This window comes from Rhizobium sp. BK181 (assembly GCF_014193305.1).
Classification (GTDB): Bacteria; Pseudomonadota; Alphaproteobacteria; order Rhizobiales; family Rhizobiaceae; genus Rhizobium.
In genome coordinates this window covers 33,887-51,156 of sequence record NZ_JACHZA010000001.1, presented here as the reverse complement: position 1 = coordinate 51,156, position 17,270 = coordinate 33,887, and the positions used below count along the sequence as shown (strand labels likewise).

Here is a 17,270-nt window from a genome sequence, read left to right as displayed (position 1 = left end):
CAACATGGACAGACATCATTCCGTAGGCGGACGGAATGATCGAATGTGGCGCTTTCGGGAGCATCATGTCGATCACGGAGGAATGTTGATGAGTGCTTGCAATACCATCACCTTGAATGTTGCGCATACTTTCAATGCCTCGCCCTGCGCTGTCTATGACGCATGGCTGAACCCTCAGATTGCAAAACGCTTTCTCTTCGCAAGCGATGAAGGCCGCGTGATCCGCGCCGATATCGATCCGAAGGTTGGCGGGCATTTTCTCGTCATCGATCGGCGTCCGACTGGTGATGCGGTTCATTACGGCGTGTTTCTGGAACTGCGTCGTCCGCGACGGATGGTCTTCTGCTTCTCTGCAGCCGAGCATGATCACAATGCGGACCGAATCCAGATCGACATCGAACCCCTTGCAGAAGGCACACGGCTGACGCTCTCACACGAAATGTGCTCTGAATGGGGGCAGTTCGAGGAGCAGACGCGGCAGGGTTGGGTTCACGTCATGCAAGGGCTCGAGCGCGAACTCGATGCCATGCAGGTGGTCAATGTGCCAGAGATTGTCGCGAAGGTTTCCGCCGAACCATCCAAAGCGAGTGCGCCATAATCGCGCAGACCAGGATCGTGCCGCCGATGAGAGTCATCGTCGGCGGCGCTTCTGCGAAAATTAACCAGATCCAGATCGGAGCCAGAATGGTTTCGAGCAGGTAGAACATGCCGACTTCCGGCGCCGACAGGTAACGTGGCCCGGTGGCAAGGCACCAAAACGCAACCGGCATCAACAGCGCGCCGTTGAGGACGATCCACGCCGGATGTTCTATGACGAGTCCAGCTGGCAAAGCGTTGGCAAAACCGAGGATGGCAGGCATGGCGGCCGCAAGCAGCGGCACGAAGCCCATGTCTCGGCGCGACGCACGACCGACTGTGATCGCCGACGCGAGGATGAAAGCGCTGAGCAGCGCCATGGCATCGCCGAAGACATGGCCGCCGGCCAATCCGTCACGGACGATCAAGCCAACACCGAACACCATGACGGCCATGGTAACGAGCGTGGAGAGCGAAGGGCGCTCCTTGAGGAATATCCAGGAGAGGAGGGCCCCGAACATCGGATTGAACGCGACGATGAAGACCACATTCGCCGTTGCCGTGTTGAAGACGGCGAGCAGGAAGGTGAGCGTCGAGCAGCCGTAGAGCAATCCCGTTGCAAGGCCATGTTTGCCGGGCACAAGCACTGGCCATGTTCCCTTGACGTATCGGATGAGGCAGATCAGGACCACGGTCACGGCGACGGTCGTGATGCTGCGTGCGCCGAGGATCGACCACATGTCTCCATGAGCAAGGCGCACGAGGGGAATGTCCATGGAAAGAGCCAGGCCGCCGATTGCTGTCAGCAGCAGACCCTTCCGATGATCGGAAAGGGAGGGGAGGAGCATTTAGTAGCGTGTACTTTCGGGCAATGCGGAGGGATCGAAACGTTCCCAACCGCGCGAAGTCAGGTGCTCCTGCGGCTGGAAGCGAGTCTTGTAGTCCATTTTCCGCGATCCTTGAACCCAGTAGCCAAGGTAAACGTGCGGAAGACCCAAAGCCTTTGTCCGCCTGATGTGATCAAGGATCATGAAGGTCCCGAGCGAGCGCCGATCCATATCAGGGTTGAAGTAGGAATAGACCATCGACAAGCCGTCGCTCATGGTATCGGTGAGGGCGGCGGCCACCAGTTCGCCGGTTGGGCGCTCTTCGATCCCGGCCCCTTCCTTTCGAAGCCGATACTCGATGATCTTCGTGTTCACATGCGTATCCTCGACCATGATGGCGTAGTCGAGCACAGTCATGTCGGACATTCCGCCCTGTTGGTGGCGAAAATCGAGATAGCGTCGGAACAGCGAATACTGCTCGCTGGAAGGCTGGGCAGGAAACTCCGTGGAGATGATATCGTCGTTTGTCGCCAGAACCCGTTTCATCGACTTTGTCGGCAAGAACTCCTGCGGGAGGATGCGCACCGAGATGCAGGCACGGCAGGCTTCGCACGCTGGCCGATAGGCAATGTTCTGCGATCGGCGAAAGCCGCCCTGTGTCAGGATATCGTTCATCTCCGCTGCACGCGGCCCGACGAGATGTGTGAAGACCTTGCGTTCCATCTCGTGGGCCAGATAAGGGCACGCAGCCGGAGCAGTCAGGTAAAACTGCGGTGAGGGCGTCGTCTGCGTATTCATCTGTTCCGGAGATTTCCTTCGGTTCGCTGTTTATCTACAGGATGACTTAAGAATAAAAAACGTCAACAGCGCGGCCATTCCGTTGTCCAATGTTGCCCGTTATACTTTTGGATATGGCGCCCAAAGGCTGCCAGCAAAGGCCAGCAGCCGCGTTTATTTTAGCGTGTAAGGACCTGATTTAGGCGGTGCGTACGGTGACCGTGCCGACCAGAAAATCGTGGATAAGCCGGCTGCGCTCGGTAAACAGGCCGACCAGCAGAATCAGCGGCGTCAGAACGGAGTTCAAGATCCAGAAAAGCGCCAGGTGAACGATGGCGGTCAGAAAATCCATCTGCTGCCCGTCGACTCGGATGATTGCGATTCCCATTGCGCGCATCCCAAGCGAGGCCTGACTGGAACCGCCAACGGTGAAGCCGAAATAGAGGCCGGCAACGATCACGAACAAGGCCGGATAGAGAAAGAATCCGAGCCCCAGTGTGACGATCGACAGGAAGAAAAGCACGACGGCTGCCGGGATGCAAAGCAGCAGAACGATCACGTAATCGAGGATGAATGCGAAGACACGACGGCTCAGCGTGCCGCTGTAGGCGCGCCAGTCGTCCGGTGCGGCATAAAGCGGGTTGGGAGTGAGCGTCATTGTTGCGGTCTCCTTTCGAGAAAGCGATGCCGCTGATATGGTATCGCTTCCCGCAAATGCAATATTTGCGCTCAGTCAGCGCTTCGCTAGAATCCTGGCCACCTCGACCGCAAAATAGGTGAGGACGCCATCACACCCGGCGCGCTTGAATGAAAGCAGGGTTTCCAGCATCGCCCGTTCACCATCGATCCAGCCGTTCATCGCAGCCGCCTTGATCTGTGTGTATTCGCCCGAAACCTGGTAGGCGAAGGTGGGTAGTCCGAAAGCCTCCTTCATGCGCCAACAGATGTCGAGATAGGGCAGCCCCGGCTTGACCATCAGCATGTCGGCGCCTTCCTCGACGTCGAGCGCCGCGTCCCGGATCGCTTCGGTCCCGTTTGCCGGATCGATGTAATAGGTCTTCTTGTCGCCCTTGAGCAGCCCGCCGGTCGAGATTGCCTCGCGGTAGGGGCCATAGAATGCCGAGGCGAATTTGGTGGCGTAGCTCATGATACCAACATTCTGGTGCCCGGCAGCGTCAAGGGCGCGGCGGATGGCGCCGATTCTGCCGTCCATCATCTCCGACGGCGAAATGATGTCAGAGCCGGCATCGGCCTGCATGACGGCCGCGCGCGCAACCTGATCGACCGTCTCGTCGTTGACGATCTCGCCATGTCGCAGGATCCCGTCGTGGCCATGGCTGGTGAAAGGATCGAGCGCCACATCCGTGATGACCCCGATATTGGGCACTGCCTTCTTGATAGCGATCGTCGCCTGGTTGATCAGATTGTTGGCCTCAAGACTGTTCGATCCGGTTTCGTCGCGGAGTTCCATCTCGATGTTCGGAAAGGTCGCGATCGCCGGGATGCCGAGATCGGCCGCCTCCCTGGTGGCTTCGACGAGCTTGTCCACACTCATCCGGTTGACGCCGGGCATTGCCGGTATCGGTTCGATGATGCCGGAGCCGGGAACGACGAAAACCGGCCAGATCAGATCGTCCACCGTCAGCCGGTTTTCCTGTACCAGGCGCCGCGTCCAGTCGGCCTTGCGGTTGCGGCGCATGCGCCGATGGCCGGTGATGTCGTCGACGAGATGCGTCTTGTCCTGCATGGTCGTTCCAGCTTTCTGCCATTCCAATTGTCGATGCGCTCATTATCATGGCACGGCTGAAAACCAAACCGGACGATTGGCCGTAATAATCGAGCCGCTGGCGAAGTCCCAACTGCAACCCTATTGTTTTAGATATGGACGCTGATTCTCCGACGATACCGAAGCCGACGCTGACCAGCGTTCTATTCATCCTGTTCTTGCGGCTGGTCGCGATGTCCTGCTTCTGGTTCGGATTGCAGTATTGGGCGATGCTTGTCGGCTACTCGCTGGTGGGGGCAGGGCGCTTCGACCTGCTCAGCCTACCCTGGAAGGTCGCAAGCACCTGCCTTGCCGTTCTCTTTCCTGTTGCGTCCCTCGGCCTTTGGCTGGCCGTCTCCTGGGGCCCGGTAATCTGGGTGCTAGCGGCAGGCGGACAGGTCATCATGCACGGCTTCATGCCGGACGTTTTCGGGTCCAACCGGCTGATCGTTCTCCTGCATATTGCGGTCGCTCTGGTCTACGTGGGATTCCGCGCCGTGCTCTGGTACGAGAAGCGAAAGCGGCGCCAGCAGGTAAGCGTTGATTTACCCTGATACATCTAGGAGATTCGGTAAGGCACTGTTAAGCCTGCGGTTTAAGTAGAATTTTATTTGTATTCGATAGGGTCTGTCTCAAGGCGGGAAGAAAACCAACACCGCCAAACAAACAGTGAGGCAGTCATCATGAACACGAAAATCAAGCCGCAGGCAGTATCGAACTTCCGTGACCAGCAGGAACAGGGCATCCGTGATCTTTACATGGAATCCCTTCACCTTGTTGAACGTCTTCACCGCCGTCTGCTCGACGTCATCAAGGATGAGTTCGACCGTCAGGGTCGCAGCGATGTGAACGCTGTCCAGGCACTTCTCCTCTTCAACATCGGCAACTCCGAACTGACCGCCGGCGAACTTCGCTCTCGCGGTTACTACCTGGGCTCCAACGTTTCCTACAACGTCAAGAAGCTCGTCGACCTCGGCTTCATCAACCACCAGCGCTCGCGCATCGACCGTCGCTCGGTCCGCATCAGCCTGACGGAAACCGGCCAGGACATCGCGGAAACCGTCGCCAAGCTCTACGAGCGTCACGTAGGCTCGATCGACAAGGTCGGCGGCATCGGCACCGACGAATTCACGCAGATGAACAAGCTGCTGACCCGTCTGGACCGCTTCTGGAACGACCAGATCCTCTACCGCCTGTAATCTCGGAAGCCAACTTCCCTGCTGGCTTATCAGACCTCCAAGGCACGAAAGGGCGCAACGGTATTCCGTAGCGCCCTTTTCGCGTTCCCTCGCTCCGCTGCGGGGACTACATATTCGCTCGACAACTTGCTAATGACTTCGCACGAACCTTTGGGGGTTCCAGCGTGAATCAGGAGTTGCAGGTCATGGTGTCAGCTGTCTTGGCGGCGAGCGGTGGGGTGAAGCAGGTCATCTGCATCAGTTGGGGAACGAAATATGGTGCCCCCTTCATCAACCGTCTTTATGCCATGGTGAAGCGCAACATCACGCCTCCCTTCACCTTCACTTGTTTCACCGACAATCGCAGCGATCTGAATCCTGAGATCCTTTGCGAGGACCTGCCGCCGCTGGATGTCGAAAACATGCCGGTGAGAACGAAGGGCATTTGGCCCAAGGGGCGACTTTGGGGGCCGAAGCTTGGAAATTTGAGTGGTCCAGTGCTGTTCCTCGACCTCGATCTGGTCATCGTCGGTTCCCTCGACTCATTCTTCGAGGTCGGCGGTCCTGACGACGTCATCCTGTCGCGCAACCAGACGACGCCGTTTGAACGTCTCGGACAGACATCACTCTTCCGCTTTCCTGTCGGCAAGCTTGTTCCGCTGCAAGAAAAATTCCGCGCCGATCCCCAAGGCGTTGCTGACAAGTATCAATTCGAGCAGCGCTTTGTGACGAGAAATGCGCCCGGCGGCGCGAAGTTCTTTCCGCGTCGGTGGGTGCTCCATTTCAGGCAGGATTGCCGCTGGCCGTTCCCGCTCAATTATTTCCTGACGCCACGCCTGCCGGCCGATGCGCGGGTGATCCTGTTTCCACGCGACTTCCATCCGCAGTTCGCGGTCGAAGGACGGTTCGGGTTGAAGGGCCGCGCGGCGCCGCCGCTGGATCATATCCGACACATGTTCGATCCCGAACGGAGACGCAACAGGCCGCTGTTTCGTTATCTGCGCCACTACATCCGACCAACGCCTTGGGTGGCCGACCACTGGCGCGAGTAGGCACCTTCCGTCAACGCTGTCGTGACATCTTTGCAACGCATGGCAGGCAAGCATAATCGCCTGTATTCAAGCCGTTTTTTAGCCGCTATTAACCGCCACATTCTGTGGATCGATATGGTTTTTCTGCGTTGTCTGCGACCGGCGGTTGAGTGTGGTGCGAGGCGACACGAATTGGCCATATTAGCATGTCAGCGGAAATGCACGGCAAAATGGCGCTTCCCCAATTGAGGTCCGATAACCTCGTGCTCCCTGCTCGCAATCCTGTGATTGCCGGCAGAGAGATTGTGTAATGCGCCGTGGCGACGGGTTGGTAGGGATTTGCGCTCTCGCAGGGATAGCGAAGGTCGTCGGTCTCTCAAGCAGCGGCAATTTAGTGGTTGGGATGAATGTCGAAGAAAATCGGAACTGAAGCTCTTTCTCGTCGGGCGTTTCTGACGTCTGCGGCAATGGTGGGAGCGGGCGCATTGGCTACCCCCGCACTCGCGCAGTCGGCGATCGATTCGCTCATTAATGCTCCGCAGCGCGGCGATTGGGATGACCAATTCGATGCAAAGGCGGCATCCCGTACGGCGACGGCTGTCGTTTCGAACACGCCGATTCTCGGACCGCAGTCGGTGCCCAGTATCCAGCAGGCGATCATGCAGTATCAGCAGATCGCCTCCGCGGGCGGTTGGCCGCAAGTGAGCCCAAGCCAGCAGCGCCTGCAGATCGGCGTGACGGACCCGGCCGTCCAGGGTCTTCGCCAGCGTTTGGCCATTACCGGCGACCTGCCGCGCGAGGCGGGCATGTCTTCGGCGTTCGATTCCTATGTCGACGGCGCCGTCAAGCGCTTCCAGGCGCGTCACGGCCTTCCGGCTGACGGTGTTATCGGCGAGTTCACCTTGAAGGCGATGAACGTTCCGGCCGATGTTCGCCTGCAGCAACTGAACACCAACCTCATCCGGATTCAGACCTTCCCGGAAGAGCTGGGACGCCGCCATGTGATGGTTAACATTCCGGCGGCTTACGTCGAGGCGGTGGAAGACGGCAGCGTTGCGACGCGCCACGCCGCGGTCGTTGGCCGTCTCAGCCGTCCGACGCATCTCGTTAACTCGAAGATCTACGAAGTTATTCTCAATCCTTATTGGACGGCACCGCGTTCGATCGTCGAAAAAGACATCGTGCCGCTGATGCGCAAGGACCCGACCTACCTCGAGAAGAATGCCATTCGCCTGATCGATGGCAAGGGCAACGAGGTGGCGCCGGAAACGGTCGACTGGAATGCGGAGAAGGCGCCGAATTTCATGTTCCGTCAGGATCCGGGCAAGATCAACGCCATGGCGTCCACGAAGATCAACTTCTACAACAAGAACGGCGAGTACATGCACGACACGCCGCAGCAGGGTCTCTTCAACAAGCTGATGCGCTTTGAGTCCTCAGGCTGTGTCCGCGTCCAGAACGTTCGCGACCTGACGACCTGGCTGCTGCGCGAGACCCCGCCGTGGTCGCGTCAACAGATGGAGCAGGTCATCACGACCCGCGTCAACACACCGATCAAGCTTGCCGAAGAAGTGCCGGTTTACTTCGTGTACATTTCCGCCTGGGGCATGCCGGATGGCGTCGTGCAGTTCCGCGACGATATCTACCAGCTCGACGGCAACGCCGAGCTTGCGCTAGACACGACCGCCACCACGGAGCAGCCGGTTCAATAAGTCAGTTGGATCGTGTTTGATTTTCTCGAAACCGCGCCCCTCTGGCGCGGTTTTTTGTTGCCGCATCGAGCCTGGAACACGCGGCGCGTAGATTGCCTAGCAAATGTCGTTCTCCGTATTGCCCTTGGCAGGGCAGGGCGCTAATACCTTCGCGCATTCCAGTTGAGGAGCCCGCCCATGACCAATGCTTCCACCCAGACCTTCTTCAATCGCTCGCTTGCCGATACCGATCCGGAAATTTTCGGCTCGATCCAAAAGGAACTCGGTCGCCAGCGTCATGAGATCGAGCTGATCGCCTCGGAAAACATCGTTTCCCGCGCGGTTCTGGAAGCCCAGGGCTCCATCATGACCAACAAGTACGCTGAAGGCTATCCGGGCAAGCGCTACTATGGTGGCTGCCAGTTCGTCGATATCGCCGAGGAACTCGCCATCGAGCGCGCCAAGAAGCTCTTCGGCGTCAATTTCGCCAACGTTCAGCCGAACTCCGGTTCGCAGATGAACCAGGCCGTCTTCCTGGCGCTGCTGCAGCCGGGGGACACCTTCATGGGCCTTGATCTCAACTCGGGCGGTCACCTGACGCACGGTTCGCCGGTCAACATGTCGGGCAAGTGGTTCAACGTCGTGTCCTACGGCGTGCGCGAAGGCGACAATCTGCTCGACATGGACGAAGTTGCCCGCAAGGCCGAAGAGCACAAGCCGAAGCTGATCATCGCCGGCGGCACCGCTTACTCCCGCATCTGGGACTGGAAGCGTTTCCGCGAGATCGCTGACTCGGTTGGCGCCTACCTGATGGTCGACATGGCCCACATCGCCGGCCTCGTTGCCGGCGGCCAGCATCCGTCGCCGTTCCCGCACTGCCATGTTGCCACGACGACAACCCACAAGTCTCTGCGTGGTCCGCGCGGTGGCGTGATCCTGACGAACGACGAGGATCTGGCGAAGAAGTTCAACTCGGCCGTATTCCCGGGTCTCCAGGGCGGTCCGCTCATGCACATCATCGCCGCCAAGGCCGTTGCCTTCGGCGAAGCGCTGCAGCCCGAGTTCAAGGACTACGCGGCCCAGATCGTCAAGAACGCCAAGGCGCTTGCCGAAACCCTGATCGCAGGCGGTCTCGACGTCGTTTCCGGCGGCACCGACAACCACTTGATGCTGGTTGACCTTCGCAAGAAGAACGCCACCGGCAAGCGCGCAGAAGCTGCACTCGGCCGCGCCTACGTCACCTGCAACAAGAACGGCATTCCGTTCGATCCAGAAAAGCCTTTCGTCACGTCGGGTGTGCGCCTCGGCGCACCGGCCGGCACGACGCGCGGCTTCAAGGAAGCGGAATTCAAGGAAATCGGCAATCTCATCGTTGAGGTTCTCGACGGCCTGAAGGTCGCCAATTCCGACGAGGGCAACGCAGCCGTGGAAGCAGCCGTTCGCGGCAAGGTGGTCGACCTGACCAACCGCTTCCCAATGTACGATTACATCGGCTAAGGATAGCGCATGCGCTGCCCATTCTGCGGATCGGAAGACACACAGGTCAAGGATTCACGCCCGGCGGAGGACAATACGTCCATCCGCCGCAGGCGTATTTGTCCCGATTGCGGCGGTCGCTTCACGACCTTCGAGCGCGTGCAACTCCGCGAGCTGATGGTGTCGAAGAAGACCGGTCGCAAGGTGCCGTTCGACCGCGACAAGCTGGTGCGATCTTTCGAGATCGCACTGCGCAAGCGCCCTGTCGATCGCGACCGCATCGAGCGTGCGGTCTCCGGTATCGTTCGACGGCTTGAAAGCTCGGGCGAGGTCGAGATCAGCTCCGAGCAGATCGGCCTTCAGGTGTTGGAAGCGTTGAAGAGCCTGGATGACGTCGGCTTCGTTCGCTATGCCTCGGTCTATCGGGATTTCTCGCACGCCGAGGATTTCGAGAAGGTCATTTCCGAGATCAACGCCAAGATCGCCCGCGATCCCCTGGACAACTAGCTCATGAGCGCTTCGGAAGACGACGCGCGTTTCATGCAAGAGGCGATCCGCCTGGGTCTCCTGCATCTCGGCCAGACGTCTACCAATCCTTCTGTCGGCTGCGTGATCGTGCGTGACGGTCAGATCGTCGGCCGTGCGGTGACGGCAGTCGGCGGGCGTCCCCATGCCGAACCGCAAGCCCTGGCCGAAGCGGGCGAACGGGCGCGCGGCGCCACCGCCTATGTCACGCTCGAACCCTGCTCGCATTACGGCAAGACGCCGCCCTGCGCGGAGGCGCTGATTGCCTATGGTGTCGGTCGTGTCGTTATCAGCGTGACGGATCCGGATCCGCGCGTTTCGGGCAGGGGGATCTCCATGCTGCGCGACGCCGGGATTGAAGTCGAGTCCGGAATTCTCGAAGAGGAAGGCAGGCGTTCGCTCGCCGCGTACCTCACGCGGCAGACAAAGAACCGGCCCTATGTGACTCTCAAACTTGCAGTTTCTGCCGACGGTATGATCGGCAAGAAGGGTGAGGGACAGGTTGCAATCACCGGTCCGGCCGCACGGGCCGAAGTCCAGAAGTTGCGTGCTGAAACCGACGCGATTCTGGTCGGGATCGGTACTGCGGTCGCCGATGACCCGTTGCTCACGGTTCGCACGCCTGGCCTTGAGACGCGCTCGCCGGTTCGCGTCGTGCTCGATGAACATCTCTCTTTGCCGCTGGACAGCAAGCTGGTTGCAACTGCCAGGCAAGTGCCGTTGATCGTTGTCGCGACTGAGCCACCGCGCTTCGATAACAGCGAGGACAAGGCCTTTCTTGCGCGCCGCGACGCGCTGGATCAGGCGGGCGTCGAGGTGGTCCAATGCAATCCCAACCGTCTGGACGAGCTGCTGCCGGCGCTCGCGTCGCGCGGCATTTCCTCGCTTGTCGTTGAAGGCGGCGCGCGGACGGCTAAGCTTTTCCTCGATGCCGGCTATGTCGATCGCATCCTCCTCTATCAGGGCCCCGAGGTGATCGGGCAGGATGGTATTGAATCCCCAGTAACGAAGACCGATATGCCATCGGACCTCCTACACAGGGGGACCTTCATATTTGGCGACGACCGCCTGGACGAATACGAAAGAGAGCTTTGATGTTTACCGGAATTGTCACCGACGTCGGCACGATCGAATCCGTTTCCGCGTTGAAGGAAGGCATCAAGCTGCGCGTCGCCACCGCCTATGATCCGGCGACGATCGACATGGGCGCCTCGATCTCGCATTCCGGCATCTGCCTGACGGTGACCGGCTTGCCTGGTGATGGTAGCAACGGCCGCTGGTTCGAGGTCGAAGCCTGGGAAGAGGCCCTGCGCCTGACGACCATCGGGACGTGGAAGGAAGGCAGCCATATCAACCTCGAGCGCTCGCTGAAGATCGGCGACGAACTCGGTGGCCACATCGTTTCCGGTCACGTTGACGGCAAGGCAGAGATCCTCTCCGTCACCGAAGAGGGCGATGCCACACGTTTTCGTCTGCGCGCGCCGCAGCATCTTGCCAAGTTCGTTGCGCCCAAGGGCTCGATCGCCCTGGATGGCACGTCGCTCACCGTCAACGCGGTCGACGGTACCGATTTCGATGTTCTGCTGATCCGTCACACGCTTGAGGTCACGACATGGGGTGAGCGCAAGGCCGGCGACTTCGTCAATTTCGAAGTCGACACCATGGCCCGCTATGCTGCTAGGCTGGCCGAGTTCCCGACCGCGAAAGCAGAATGACTTCTCCATTGTAGTTGCATCGTTGGACCTCGCGAAAGCCGAGCTTTCGCGCGAGGCGCAGCGAGGGGTCGTTCCCCGGATCGATGATGCATGTCATCGGTTTGGAGGGAAACCGTTCTTCTGCCCAGGCGATCAGGGCGGTCAGCGCCTCGCTGGCGTAGCCCCGGCCTTGCGCGAGTGGCATAAGCCCCCAGCCAGTTTCCAACGTGCCTTCCGTGGAAACCGGCTGCATGTCCCGCTTCATGTCGAGGAAGCCCGCTTCACCGACAAAACGCCGGGTCCGCTTTTCCTCGATCGCAAGAAATCCAAAGCCCATGTGATGCCACATGCCTGCAACGCGAAGAAGCCGGGCCCAGGCTTGCTCACGGGTCGACGGCACGCCGCCGATAAAGCGGACGACGGCTTCGTCGCTCCACATCGTCTGGTAGGCCTCAAAATCATCGACGGTATGCGCCCGTAGGAGCAGCCGCTCGGTCTCGATGGTCGGAATGCTGGTCATCATGAAATGCTCTCTCGAATGGACGTCATGCGCCGGGTTCGCCGTCCCAGTAGTCCAAATTACCGCTGTCTCTGCCCATGAAACGAAAACGGTTCGTTTGTTCTTCGTCGCGATTGGACTTGGCGAGAAATTTTCCGGAATCGGGATACTCGACGATCTCGGTCTTCGCCTTGGTCGAGATACCGAGGTAAATGAGAGGCGTCGAACCAGTGTTGATGATCTGATGCGCGGTCTCTTGTCCTCCAGCCGGAGCGCCGAGCGTGTCGCCCTTCCGGATAGGGTAGCGATTGGGGCCGAAGCGATACTCGCCGGTGCCCTCGATAACGAAGAACAGCTCGTCCTCTACATGATGATTGTGGAACGGACAGCTGGATTTGCCGGGCGGCACCTCGTTGTAGCTGATGCCGAGGCCGGCGAGACCGAGAAGCGAGCCGAACGAGGCGTCCGTGCCCTCGTACAGGTCTCCTTGCTTCCAATGCTCAAGCTTCAAATCGGCGATGTTGATCACGGGCTTCGATACGCTGGACATTGTCTCCCTCCTGTTTCCGGAGAAAAGGCACCATCCAGCGAGAAAATACAACCGCAAAGCATCATGCCGGGCGACAGCTTGTGCCGCCGCCCTCGCGTTTATCGATAGTAGACGGTGAGACCGCCATCTACAGCCTGATCAACGTTGACGATGTTTCCGAGCAGCACGCCTTTGGCGTTGAGTTGATGCAGGAGCGGCTTGTTAGCAGCAATGGCGGCGCGGATCATTTGGAGGTCATTGACGCTGCGTGCGGCAAAGGATTTCGGGTCACCGATATTTCCTGATCCGCCGTGATCGTAAACCTGCCGAACATCGAGATTTGCGCCGCTGAAGGTTCGGAGGGTGCGCTCGATGCCTGATGGGGCGTTCATGTCGAGACTTTCCGCACGGCTGGCGTCTGCGAAGGCAAGAGTAACGACTGCGGAGGCGATGGCGGCAACGCGATTCATGGAACTATCCTTTCATCTGCTCTGACGATCGGCCGTCGGCAATGGATCGTCAGCGTTACACAGCTGAAATTGGTAGCTGGATTGTCCGCCTTCAACCAATAACTATCTGGAATTTGGTTACAAATTGTTCATGCGGGTTGCCCTTCATTCGCCATTTTCGAGGCGCCGCACAACGGTGGCCTCAGGCCGATGTGTGCAGTGTCCATCATGTGCTTGTCGCGATTCCGGATTTCGCATCGGAGCCATGATCCGAATTTGCTTGCCATTCCGGTCGCGGCGTGTTTTGACCGCGGCCTGCCAAACAGTGAAGTCCTCTAGCTCCGAAGGTGAAGCATGGCGCGAGAAACCGCTCCCCACATTTTGATCGTTGAAGCACGCTTCTACGACGACATGGCCGATGCGCTGCTCGAAGGCGCGACTTTCGCCTTGAAAGAGGCCGGGGCAACCTATGAGGTGGTTACCGTCCCGGGTGCTCTCGAGATTCCAGCGGCAATTGCCATGGCGCTCGACGGAGCAGATAATGAAGGCACGCAGTACGATGGATATGTCGCTCTTGGCATGGTCATCCGCGGCGAGACCTATCATTTCGATATTGTCTCGAACGAATCTTCTCGCGCGCTGATGGATCTGGCCGTGAGCGAATCCCTTGCCATTGGCAATGGTATTCTGACTGTTGAGAATGACGATCAGGCTTGGGCTCGTGCCCGCCGTTCGGACAAGGACAAGGGCGGATTTGCCGCCCGTGCAGCTCTCACGATGATCGAGCTGAAGAAGAAATTGGGTGCATAACGAATGAACAACGAAAACTCGGAGCGTCCCGTCAAGACTGCGAACCAGCGAGGTGCTGCGCGCCTTGCTGCCGTTCAGGCGCTCTACCAGATGGATATTGGCGGCACCGGCGTGCTGGAGATCGTGGCCGAATACGAGGCGCATCGCCTCGGCCAGGAACTCGACGGCGAGACCTACCTGAAGGCCGACCCCTCCTGGTTCCGCTCCATCGTGTCAGGCGTCGTGCGAGAGCAGCGTCGTCTGGACCCGCTGATCGCGTCCGCGCTGCAGGACGACTGGGCGCTGTCGCGTCTCGATAGCACCGTCCGCGCGATCCTGCGTGCCGGCGTGTTCGAGATCCTGGATCGCAAGGACGTTCCGGTCGCAGTCATCGTGACGGAATACGTCGAGATCGCCCAGGCCTTCTTCAGCGACGACGAGCCAAAACTGGTCAATGCGGTGCTTGACCGGATCGCCAAACAGGTTCGCGGCGAAGCCAAGAAATAGCGTTCTGGCGGGGCTGTTGCCCCGACCTCCAAAAACTCCCGGTTCCCATTGTGCTGCAAGGGCTTTTGGCGTTTGCGGGGCTTGACGCGCCGTTTTCCTCCACGCAATCTCCGCGCGGCGTTGCAGCATTTCTGTGGGAGGAAATCGAGTCGGCGTATTCGCAGCCGGAGAGGGAGTGAGCTCCGGCTCTTTTGGAGGAAAGAGCGAAATGAGCATTCTTTTAGGGGTAATAGCGTGCGGTCTGCTCTCGGTGGTCTATGCCATCTGGGCAACCCGGTCGGTGCTCGCCGCCGATCAGGGTAACAAGCGCATGCAGGAAATTGCAGGCTATATTCGTGAAGGCGCGCAGGCTTATTTGACGCGCCAATACAAGACTATCGCAATCGTCGGCATCGTCGTTTTCATTGCAGCCTGGCTGCTGCTCTCCGGCACGGCTGCAATTGGCTTCCTCATTGGCGCGGTTCTGTCCGGCGCCGCTGGTTTCATCGGCATGCACGTCTCGGTGCGCGCCAACGTCCGCACGGCGCAGGCAGCATCCCAGAGCCTGTCTGCCGGACTTGAGATTGCTTTCAAGTCGGGCGCTATCACCGGGCTTCTGGTGGCTGGTCTGGCGCTTCTTGGCGTGTCGATCTACTACTATGTGCTGACCGTCGTGCTTGGACACGATGGCAGCTCCCGCGAAGTGATCGATTCCCTTGTCGCGCTTGGCTTCGGCGCGTCGCTGATTTCGATCTTCGCCCGTCTCGGCGGCGGTATCTTCACCAAGGGCGCTGACGTCGGCGGCGACCTCGTCGGCAAGGTCGAAGCAGGTATTCCGGAAGATGATCCGCGCAACCCCGCAACGATTGCTGACAACGTCGGCGACAACGTCGGCGATTGCGCCGGCATGGCGGCCGACCTTTTCGAAACCTATGCCGTATCCGTCGTCGCGACCATGGTTCTCGCCGCAATCTTCTTTGCCGGCGCGCCCCTCCTACAATCGGCGATGTTGTATCCGCTCGCGATCTGCGGCGCTTGCATCATCACCTCGATCGTCGGCACCTTCTTCGTCAGGCTCGGCAGCAACGGCTCAATCATGGGTGCTCTCTACAAGGGCCTCATTGTCACCGGCCTGCTGTCGATCATCGGTCTTGGCGCCGCGACGTCGCTGACGATCGGCTGGGGCCCTGTCGGCACTGTCAACGGTGCGGAAATCACCGGCACGCACCTCTTTGTCTGCGGTCTGGTCGGTCTGATCGTGACGGCGCTAATCGTGGTCATCACCGAATACTACACCGGCACCAACAAACGCCCGGTCAATTCGATCGCTCAGGCGTCGGTGACCGGCCACGGCACCAACGTCATCCAGGGGCTTGCGGTTTCGCTTGAATCGACGGCTCTACCGGCGATCGTCATCGTTGGCGGCATCCTAGCGACCTATCAGCTCGGCGGACTTTTCGGCACTGGCATTGCGGTTACCGCCATGCTCGGCATTGCCGGCATGATCGTCGCCCTCGATGCCTTCGGTCCGGTGACGGACAACGCGGGTGGCATTGCGGAGATGTCCCATCTGCCGCCTGAGGTGCGCAAGTCGACCGACGCGCTCGATGCTGTCGGCAACACGACGAAGGCCGTCACCAAGGGGTATGCGATCGGCTCGGCGGGTCTCGGCGCCCTGGTTCTGTTTGCCGCCTATTCCTACGACCTCAAGTACTTTGCCGCCAATGGCGACAAGTACCCATATTTTGCAGGCATCGGCGATATCTCATTCGACCTTTCCAATCCTTATGTCGTCGCCGGATTGATCTTCGGCGGCCTCATTCCCTACCTCTTCGGCGGCATCGCAATGACAGCCGTCGGTCGCGCGGCCGGCGCTATCGTCGAGGAGGTTCGCCTCCAGTTCAAGCAGAAGCCCGGCATCATGCAAGGAACGGAGAAGCCGGATTACGGCCGTGCCGTTGATCTACTGACCAAGGCGGCGATCCGTGAAATGATTATCCCGTCGCTGCTGCCGGTACTGGCGCCGATCGTCGTCTATTTCGGCGTGCTGCTCATTTCCGGTTCGAAGGCTTCGGCCTTTGCGGCGCTGGGTGCTTCGCTGCTTGGCGTGATCATCAACGGCTTGTTCGTTGCGATCTCGATGACCTCGGGCGGCGGCGCATGGGACAACGCCAAGAAGAGCTTCGAAGACGGCTTCGTCGACAAGGACGGGGTGCGTCACATGAAAGGCTCCGATGCCCACAAGGCCTCGGTGACCGGCGACACGGTAGGTGACCCCTACAAGGACACGGCCGGTCCGGCCGTCAACCCGGCGATCAAGATCACCAACATCGTCGCGCTGCTTCTTCTTGCCGTTCTGGCCTGAGGCTAACCGAGAACACTAAAAAACCCGCCGGAGCGATCCGGCGGGTTTTTCTTTGAGCATTCGCTCGCTCTAGCGCAAGCTGGCCGGGTTCTGAGGCGAAGCCGGCTGCGACGTGCCGCCACCGAAGAGGCCCTTGGCAGCGTTCGCGGCACTGCCGCCGGACAAAAGCTGCTGCAGGAAGGTGAAGTCCTTGCCGCCAGTCGGGGTGACACGCGTGATCGTATCAAAGACCTTGCCATCCTTGAGCGTGTAGTTCGCGCGACGCGTAACGATGCCGTCCTTGTCGAAATAGATCGCCAGAACGCTCTGGTCGACGACCTTCAGCTTTTGGAACGCCATGGAACGTTCGCGGCGCTGCGAGATGTAGTAGAAAACTTCGCCATCGAACGTTGCTGTTGTCGATGGTGTACCCAGGGACAGGAGAACCTGCTCGCGGCTCGATCCTTCCGGGACAAGATTCAACGACTGTTCGTCGGCCACATATCCGCCATTGAGGACAGTTCCTGTCTGGCAGCCTGAAAGTCCGGTGGAGGCAATCATGATGGCAATGGCGGCACTGTTGAGGAATTTTTTGTCAGTCTTGAAATACCGTTTCGTCAACGACATCTACTCC

Annotated in this window: 20 protein-coding genes; 12 read left to right on the top strand and 8 right to left on the bottom strand. The window is 59.4% G+C overall.

Annotated features, from left to right (window positions below):
- Positions 1–88: 88 nt before the first annotated feature.
- Entirely contained in the window at positions 89–598 is a 510-nt protein-coding gene (locus tag FHT77_RS00280) for an SRPBCC domain-containing protein (RefSeq protein WP_183751478.1), read from the top strand.
- On the opposite strand, the gene FHT77_RS00275 is transcribed toward FHT77_RS00280, so the two are convergent.
- The 4 genes from FHT77_RS00275 to hemB form a co-directional block, all read right to left on the bottom strand.
- Complete coding sequence (locus tag FHT77_RS00275; RefSeq protein WP_183751476.1) at positions 537–1,424, bottom strand: DMT family transporter; 888 nt, start codon at positions 1,422–1,424, stop codon at positions 537–539. The genes FHT77_RS00280 and FHT77_RS00275 overlap by 62 nt on opposite strands.
- Positions 1,425–2,201: an arginyltransferase gene (locus FHT77_RS00270; RefSeq protein WP_183751474.1), complete on the bottom strand. Its 777-nt coding sequence runs from the start codon at positions 2,199–2,201 to the stop codon at positions 1,425–1,427. It lies immediately after the preceding gene.
- A gap of 178 nt (positions 2,202–2,379) precedes the next feature.
- Positions 2,380–2,838 (bottom strand): RDD family protein, encoded by a 459-nt coding sequence (locus FHT77_RS00265; protein ID WP_183751458.1) that lies wholly within the window; start codon positions 2,836–2,838, stop codon positions 2,380–2,382.
- A 75-nt stretch (positions 2,839–2,913) separates the two neighbouring features.
- On the bottom strand, positions 2,914–3,927 hold the full coding sequence (hemB, locus tag FHT77_RS00260) for a porphobilinogen synthase (protein WP_183751456.1): 1,014 nt from the start codon (positions 3,925–3,927) through the stop codon (positions 2,914–2,916).
- Positions 3,928–4,061: 134 nt separating this feature from the next.
- Here hemB and FHT77_RS00255 point away from each other — a divergent pair, with 134 nt between their 5' ends.
- From FHT77_RS00255 to FHT77_RS00220, 8 genes are all read left to right on the top strand, one after another.
- On the top strand, positions 4,062–4,499 hold the full coding sequence (locus FHT77_RS00255; RefSeq protein WP_183751454.1) for a DUF6163 family protein: 438 nt from the start codon (positions 4,062–4,064) through the stop codon (positions 4,497–4,499).
- Positions 4,500–4,628: 129 nt separating this feature from the next.
- On the top strand, positions 4,629–5,144 hold the full coding sequence (gene ldtR / locus FHT77_RS00250) for a transcriptional regulator LdtR (protein ID WP_183751452.1): 516 nt from the start codon (positions 4,629–4,631) through the stop codon (positions 5,142–5,144).
- Positions 5,145–5,329: 185 nt separating this feature from the next.
- Positions 5,330–6,175 (top strand): hypothetical protein, encoded by an 846-nt coding sequence (locus tag FHT77_RS00245; protein WP_016553498.1) that lies wholly within the window; start codon positions 5,330–5,332, stop codon positions 6,173–6,175.
- 386 nt (positions 6,176–6,561) lie between these two features.
- Positions 6,562–7,866, top strand: coding sequence for a murein L,D-transpeptidase (locus FHT77_RS00240; protein WP_114712245.1), 1,305 nt, complete (start codon positions 6,562–6,564; stop codon positions 7,864–7,866).
- A gap of 177 nt (positions 7,867–8,043) precedes the next feature.
- Positions 8,044–9,342 (top strand): serine hydroxymethyltransferase, encoded by a 1,299-nt coding sequence (gene glyA / locus FHT77_RS00235; protein ID WP_183751450.1) that lies wholly within the window; start codon positions 8,044–8,046, stop codon positions 9,340–9,342.
- Between the two features lie 9 nt (positions 9,343–9,351).
- The gene (gene nrdR, locus FHT77_RS00230) at positions 9,352–9,828 is read left to right on the top strand and encodes a transcriptional regulator NrdR (protein WP_007531462.1); all 477 of its coding nucleotides are present in this window, start codon (positions 9,352–9,354) and stop codon (positions 9,826–9,828) included.
- A 3-nt stretch (positions 9,829–9,831) separates the two neighbouring features.
- On the top strand, positions 9,832–10,941 hold the full coding sequence (gene ribD / locus FHT77_RS00225; RefSeq protein WP_183751448.1) for a bifunctional diaminohydroxyphosphoribosylaminopyrimidine deaminase/5-amino-6-(5-phosphoribosylamino)uracil reductase RibD: 1,110 nt from the start codon (positions 9,832–9,834) through the stop codon (positions 10,939–10,941).
- Positions 10,941–11,561, top strand: coding sequence for a riboflavin synthase (locus FHT77_RS00220; RefSeq protein WP_183751446.1), 621 nt, complete (start codon positions 10,941–10,943; stop codon positions 11,559–11,561). The genes ribD and FHT77_RS00220 overlap by 1 nt, the downstream gene beginning before the upstream one ends.
- Here FHT77_RS00220 and FHT77_RS00215 read toward each other — a convergent pair.
- The 3 genes from FHT77_RS00215 to FHT77_RS00205 all read right to left on the bottom strand — a co-directional run bounded on the left by FHT77_RS00215 (position 11,524) and on the right by FHT77_RS00205 (position 13,038).
- On the bottom strand, positions 11,524–12,060 hold the full coding sequence (locus FHT77_RS00215; RefSeq protein WP_183753818.1) for a GNAT family N-acetyltransferase: 537 nt from the start codon (positions 12,058–12,060) through the stop codon (positions 11,524–11,526). The genes FHT77_RS00220 and FHT77_RS00215 overlap by 38 nt on opposite strands.
- Positions 12,061–12,085: 25 nt before the next feature.
- Positions 12,086–12,589 carry a cupin domain-containing protein gene (locus FHT77_RS00210; protein ID WP_183751444.1) on the bottom strand — a complete coding sequence of 168 codons (504 nt, stop codon included), beginning with the start codon at positions 12,587–12,589 and terminating at the stop codon, positions 12,086–12,088.
- Positions 12,590–12,687: 98 nt separating this feature from the next.
- Complete coding sequence (locus tag FHT77_RS00205) at positions 12,688–13,038, bottom strand: hypothetical protein (RefSeq protein ID WP_183751442.1); 351 nt, start codon at positions 13,036–13,038, stop codon at positions 12,688–12,690.
- 333 nt (positions 13,039–13,371) lie between these two features.
- Here FHT77_RS00205 and FHT77_RS00200 point away from each other — a divergent pair, with 333 nt between their 5' ends.
- The 3 genes from FHT77_RS00200 (at position 13,372) to FHT77_RS00190 (ending at position 16,657) form a co-directional block, all read left to right on the top strand.
- Entirely contained in the window at positions 13,372–13,827 is a 456-nt protein-coding gene (locus tag FHT77_RS00200; protein WP_016553506.1) for a 6,7-dimethyl-8-ribityllumazine synthase, read from the top strand.
- A 3-nt stretch (positions 13,828–13,830) separates the two neighbouring features.
- Positions 13,831–14,313 (top strand): transcription antitermination factor NusB, encoded by a 483-nt coding sequence (nusB, locus tag FHT77_RS00195; RefSeq protein ID WP_183751440.1) that lies wholly within the window; start codon positions 13,831–13,833, stop codon positions 14,311–14,313.
- Positions 14,314–14,521: 208 nt separating this feature from the next.
- Positions 14,522–16,657 carry a sodium-translocating pyrophosphatase gene (locus FHT77_RS00190; protein ID WP_183751438.1) on the top strand — a complete coding sequence of 712 codons (2,136 nt, stop codon included), beginning with the start codon at positions 14,522–14,524 and terminating at the stop codon, positions 16,655–16,657.
- A 69-nt stretch (positions 16,658–16,726) separates the two neighbouring features.
- On the opposite strand, the gene FHT77_RS00185 is transcribed toward FHT77_RS00190, so the two are convergent.
- A complete protein-coding gene (locus FHT77_RS00185; protein WP_183751436.1) occupies positions 16,727–17,263 on the bottom strand; it encodes an outer membrane protein assembly factor BamE in 537 nt (178 codons plus the stop codon).
- Positions 17,264–17,270 lie beyond the last annotated feature (7 nt).

Bases quoted from the DNA above. Each gene is read 5' to 3' on its own strand.
- FHT77_RS00280 (WP_183751478.1), top strand. From the start codon at position 89: ATGAGTGCTTGCAATACCATCACCTTGAATGTTGCGCATACTTTCAAT.
- FHT77_RS00275 (WP_183751476.1), bottom strand. From the start codon at position 1,424: ATGCTCCTCCCCTCCCTTTCCGATCATCGGAAGGGTCTGCTGCTGACA.
- FHT77_RS00270 (WP_183751474.1), bottom strand. From the start codon at position 2,201: ATGAATACGCAGACGACGCCCTCACCGCAGTTTTACCTGACTGCTCCG.
- FHT77_RS00265 (WP_183751458.1), bottom strand. From the start codon at position 2,838: ATGACGCTCACTCCCAACCCGCTTTATGCCGCACCGGACGACTGGCGC.
- hemB (WP_183751456.1), bottom strand. From the start codon at position 3,927: ATGCAGGACAAGACGCATCTCGTCGACGACATCACCGGCCATCGGCGC.
- FHT77_RS00255 (WP_183751454.1), top strand. From the start codon at position 4,062: ATGGACGCTGATTCTCCGACGATACCGAAGCCGACGCTGACCAGCGTT.
- ldtR (WP_183751452.1), top strand. From the start codon at position 4,629: ATGAACACGAAAATCAAGCCGCAGGCAGTATCGAACTTCCGTGACCAG.
- FHT77_RS00245 (WP_016553498.1), top strand. From the start codon at position 5,330: ATGGTGTCAGCTGTCTTGGCGGCGAGCGGTGGGGTGAAGCAGGTCATC.
- FHT77_RS00240 (WP_114712245.1), top strand. From the start codon at position 6,562: ATGTCGAAGAAAATCGGAACTGAAGCTCTTTCTCGTCGGGCGTTTCTG.
- glyA (WP_183751450.1), top strand. From the start codon at position 8,044: ATGACCAATGCTTCCACCCAGACCTTCTTCAATCGCTCGCTTGCCGAT.
- nrdR (WP_007531462.1), top strand. From the start codon at position 9,352: ATGCGCTGCCCATTCTGCGGATCGGAAGACACACAGGTCAAGGATTCA.
- ribD (WP_183751448.1), top strand. From the start codon at position 9,832: ATGAGCGCTTCGGAAGACGACGCGCGTTTCATGCAAGAGGCGATCCGC.
- FHT77_RS00220 (WP_183751446.1), top strand. From the start codon at position 10,941: ATGTTTACCGGAATTGTCACCGACGTCGGCACGATCGAATCCGTTTCC.
- FHT77_RS00215 (WP_183753818.1), bottom strand. From the start codon at position 12,060: ATGACCAGCATTCCGACCATCGAGACCGAGCGGCTGCTCCTACGGGCG.
- FHT77_RS00210 (WP_183751444.1), bottom strand. From the start codon at position 12,589: ATGTCCAGCGTATCGAAGCCCGTGATCAACATCGCCGATTTGAAGCTT.
- FHT77_RS00205 (WP_183751442.1), bottom strand. From the start codon at position 13,038: ATGAATCGCGTTGCCGCCATCGCCTCCGCAGTCGTTACTCTTGCCTTC.
- FHT77_RS00200 (WP_016553506.1), top strand. From the start codon at position 13,372: ATGGCGCGAGAAACCGCTCCCCACATTTTGATCGTTGAAGCACGCTTC.
- nusB (WP_183751440.1), top strand. From the start codon at position 13,831: ATGAACAACGAAAACTCGGAGCGTCCCGTCAAGACTGCGAACCAGCGA.
- FHT77_RS00190 (WP_183751438.1), top strand. From the start codon at position 14,522: ATGAGCATTCTTTTAGGGGTAATAGCGTGCGGTCTGCTCTCGGTGGTC.
- FHT77_RS00185 (WP_183751436.1), bottom strand. From the start codon at position 17,263: ATGTCGTTGACGAAACGGTATTTCAAGACTGACAAAAAATTCCTCAAC.